The organism is Pseudomonas sp. R62 (genome assembly GCF_000257605.1).
Taxonomy (GTDB): Bacteria; Pseudomonadota; Gammaproteobacteria; order Pseudomonadales; family Pseudomonadaceae; genus Aquipseudomonas; species Aquipseudomonas atacamensis.
This window is the reverse complement of the sequence record NZ_JH635999.1, coordinates 330734-334872: the sequence shown is the minus strand read 5'-3', so window position 1 is coordinate 334872 and position 4139 is coordinate 330734. Positions and strand designations below refer to the sequence as shown.

Sequence of the window (4139 nt, the reverse complement as noted above, 5' to 3'; positions counted from 1 at the left end):
GGCATCGCCTACACGCCAGATGATTTCCGCCGTCTGCACGGCGAAGGCAAGTTTGCGATCTTCATCAGCATGCTCAACGCCTACCCGCTGGGCAACGATCTGAGCAAGCTCGACCTGTGGGCCGGGCGCGGCATGCGCATGTTCGGTTTCAGTTACATCGGCAACAACAGCTGGGCCGACTCGTCGCGGCCGCTACCGTTTTTCAATGATTCGCCGGACGCCCTCGATGGTCTGTCGGACATCGGCAAACAAGCGGTGCAGCGCTTGAACGATCTGGGCGTGATCATCGATGTTTCGCAGATGTCGACCAAGGCCCTCGAGCAAGTCGCCGAACTGAGCCGTACACCGCTGGTGGCCTCGCACTCGGCGCCACGGGCGGCGGTGGATATCCCGCGCAACCTCAGCGACAAAGAGCTGCAACTGATCAAGAACAGTGGCGGCGTGGTGCAGGTCGTCGCCTTCTCGCAGTACCTGAAACCGCTGACCCAGGGCACGCAGGACAAACTCAATGCGTTGCGTGCGCGCTTCGATCTGCCGCCACTGCCCAACCTGGCGATGGCGCTGATGCCCGGCGATCCGATCATCACCGCCTGGTCGGAACAGAAGCTCGGCCAGTACGCCAGCGGCCTCTACGCGATCCTCGAAGAAGAACCGAAAGCCACTCTCAAGGACTTCGGCGACGCCATCGATTACACGGTACGCAAGATCGGTATCGACCACGTCGGCATTGCTTCGGATTTCAACGACGGCGGCGGCATCAAGGGCTGGGAAAACGTCGGCGAGATTCGCAACGTCACCGCCGAACTGCTGCAGCGCGGCTACTCCGAAGCGGATATCGCCAAGCTCTGGGGCGGCAACTTCATGCGCGTCTGGGATCAGGTGCAAAAAGCCGCGAAACCGGCGCTGGCGGCACGCCAGGAGGTGGCCCGGCCATGACCGATCGTCGCACTTTTCTCAAGCAGGCCGGCCTGCTCGCCGCCGCCCTGCCCCTGGGCGCCAGCCTGAGTGCACCGGCGGCCATCGCTGCCGCGCCGACTGCGTCGCGGCACAAATGGGCGCAGTTGCGTCAGTTGTTCGATCAGGATCCCCAAGCCATCCACTTCGCCAATTTCCTCGTCACCTCGCACCCCAAACCGGTGCGCGAAGCGATCGAACGCCATCGCGCGGCGCTGGATCTGAATCCGGGTCTGGCGATGGACTGGGATCTGGGCGTCACCGAGAAGCGCGAAGAAAACGTGCGCCATTGGGCCGGCCAGTATCTGCAAGCCAAACCGGCGCAAATCGCCCTGACCGGCAGCACCACCGAAGGCCTGGCGATGATCTACGGCAGCGTGCAGGTGCGCGCGGATCAGGAAATTCTCACCACGGTTCACGAGCATTATTCGACGCGCAACATTCTCGATTTCCGCAGCCGGCGTGACGGCACGCGCGTGCGCAAACTCACCCTGTTCGAAAACCCGCAGAGCATTTCGCTGGATCAGGTGCTCGACACGATCAATCGCAATATCCGCCCCGAGACCCGCGTACTGGGCATGACCTGGGTGCATTCGGGCAGCGGCGTGAAGCTGCCGATCAGCGAGATCTCGCGGCTGGTCGACGAGCACAACCGCCAGCGCGACGACCAGGATCGGCTGATCTACGTGGTTGATGGCGTGCACGGTTTCGGCGTCGACGACCTGAGTTTCCCGCAGATGAACTGCGACTTTTTCATCGCCGGCACGCACAAGTGGATGTTCGGCCCGCGCGGCACCGGCATCGTCTGCAGCCGCACTGAAAAACTGAAATACGTCAGCCCCAGCGTGCCGACCTTCTCCGAGGCCACGGCTTTCTCGACCATCATGACTCCGGGCGGCTACCACGCCTTCGAGCATCGCTGGGCGCTGGACGAAGCCTTCAAGTTGCACCTGCAGCTGGGCAAAGCCGAGGTGCAGACGCGCATTCATCAGCTCAACAGCTACCTCAAGCAACGCTTGCAGGAGCACCGCAACATCGAATTGGTCACCCCGCTCGCCTCGCAGTTCTCCGCCGGTTTCACCTTCTTCCGGATCAAGGGCCAGGACAGCGATGAAGTAGCTGCCTGGCTGATGCAGAACCGGGTGATCTGCGACGCGGTCAGCCGCGATGTCGGGCCGGTGATTCGCACCGCGCCGGGCTTGCTCAACAGTGAAGCCGAAGTGGATCGCTTCATGGACATCCTCGGCACCAAGCTGCGTGCCTGACCCTCGACTGCCGTTTTCCTTTTAAAGAGACGACCCATGAAAAAGCCTCACGCGTCACTCCTCTCCAAAGCCCTGCCCGCACTGGCGCTAAGCGCCCTCTGCGCTGCGCTGTTGCCCGGCAGCGCCCTGGCGGCGACCGCGCCTGCTGCGGGCAAAGTGTTCAAGGACTGCAAGGACTGCCCGGAAATGGTCGTGTTGCCAACCGGCAGCTACACCATGGGCACGCCGGATGATGAAGTCGGCCGGCAGCCGGACGAAGGCCCGCTGCACACGGTGACGTTCAGCAAACCGTTCGCTATCAGCCGCTCACAGGTGCTGGTGGGCGAATGGGACGCCTACGTGCGCGAGACCGGCAACAAACCTTACGACTTCGATGACCGCCCCGGCCGCCGCTGCACCGCCGGCAAACCGGAATTCAAACAGACGCCCCGCGATCCGGCGGTGTGCATGAACGTCGCCGAAGCCCAGGGCTACATCGACTGGCTGTCGAAAAAGACCGGCCACGCCTATCGCCTGCAAAGCGAATCGATCCGCGAATACGCCGCGCGTGGCGGCAGCACCGGGCCTTTCCCCTTCCCGTTCGATGAGGGCAAGGATTACCAAATTTCCAAGCACGCCAACACCTACGGCGCGGCCGACGGTTACAACTTCACCTCGCCGGCCGGCACCTTCCCGGCCAATGCGTTTGGCGTGTTCGACGCCCACGGCAACGTCTACGAATGGACCGCCGACTGCTACCACCCGGACTACTCCGGCGTGCCCGCCGACGGTCGCCCATGGACCCAGGAAAACTGCGAACGCCAGGTCATGCGCGGCAACGACTGGGGCGAAGCGCCGATCTTCTCGCGCTCGGGCAACCGCAACAGCAGCTGGCCGACCAGCAAGGGCGACTGGCTGGGCTTTCGCGTAGTACGCGACCTCTGACCCCGCCCTCGACGAGCGCAGCCACGCCTGCGCTCGGTTAAAGAAACTCCGCGACCATTCGTTTTCCTTAAGTACCGGCACTCCCTCCGCATCGAAGCAGGAATCCTCCATGACCAAGCCTACGCGTGGGGCGATCAACGAATTGTTCGCCCTGCTCAAGCCATTCCGCCTGATCGTCTCGGCGTCCATCGTGCTCGGCATGCTCGGCGGCCTGAGCGTAACCGTGCTGCTGGCGACCATCAACAACGCCCTGCATTCCGATGACGGCCTGACCCGCACGGTGGTGATGATCTTCGCCGGCCTCTGTGCCCTGGCCCTGCTGACCACGATCCTGTCGGACATCGGCACCAACTACGTCGGCCAGCACATCATCGCCAAACTGCGCAAAGAGCTGGGGGAGAAAGTCCTGTCGGCGCCGATCGATCAGATCGAACGCTATCGCAGCCATCGCCTGATTCCGGTGCTGACCCACGACGTCGACACCATCAGCGACTTCGCCTTCGCCTTCGCGCCGCTGGCGATTTCCATGACCGTGACCCTTGGCTGCCTCGGCTACCTGGCCATGCTGTCGTGGCCGATGTTTCTGATGATGCTGGTGGCCATCGCCATCGGCACCACCATCCAGGCCATCGCCCGGGCCAAAGGCATGCGCGGCTTCTACGCCGCCCGCGACTCCGAAGACGAACTGCAAAAGCATTACAACGCGATTGCCGAAGGTGCCAAGGAACTGCGTATTCACCGCCCGCGCCGCCAGCGCATGTTCGTCGCCGGCATTCAGAAAACCGCCGAGAAAATCTGCGACACCCAGATCAGATCGATCAACACCTTCGTCATCGCCAAGTCGTTTGGCTCGATGCTGTTCTTCGTGGTCATCGGCATGGCCCTGGCCCTGCAATCGCTGTGGCCGAGTGCCGACAAAGCGGTGATGAGCGGTTTCGTTCTGGTGCTGCTGTACATGAAGGGGCCGCTGGAACACTTGATCAGCACCCTGCCGAT

General features: G+C 62.7%; 4 protein-coding genes. All 4 read left to right on the top strand.

Features of this window, described 5'->3' with window-relative positions:
- Positions 1-936, top strand: a 936-nt coding sequence (locus OQK_RS19765; protein WP_016773900.1) for a dipeptidase, incomplete at its 5' end; no start/stop codon positions are given.
- Entirely contained in the window at positions 933-2219 is a 1287-nt protein-coding gene (gene pvdN, locus OQK_RS19760) for a pyoverdine-tailoring periplasmic protein PvdN (RefSeq protein ID WP_016773899.1), read from the top strand. The genes OQK_RS19765 and pvdN, both read left to right, overlap by 4 nt.
- 36 nt (positions 2220-2255) lie before the next feature.
- Positions 2256-3143: a dihydropyoverdine dehydrogenase gene (gene pvdO, locus OQK_RS19755; RefSeq protein WP_016773898.1), complete on the top strand. Its 888-nt coding sequence runs from the start codon at positions 2256-2258 to the stop codon at positions 3141-3143.
- Between the two features lie 109 nt (positions 3144-3252).
- A partial coding sequence (locus OQK_RS19750; RefSeq protein WP_016773897.1) for a cyclic peptide export ABC transporter occupies positions 3253-4139 on the top strand: 887 nt, incomplete at its 3' end.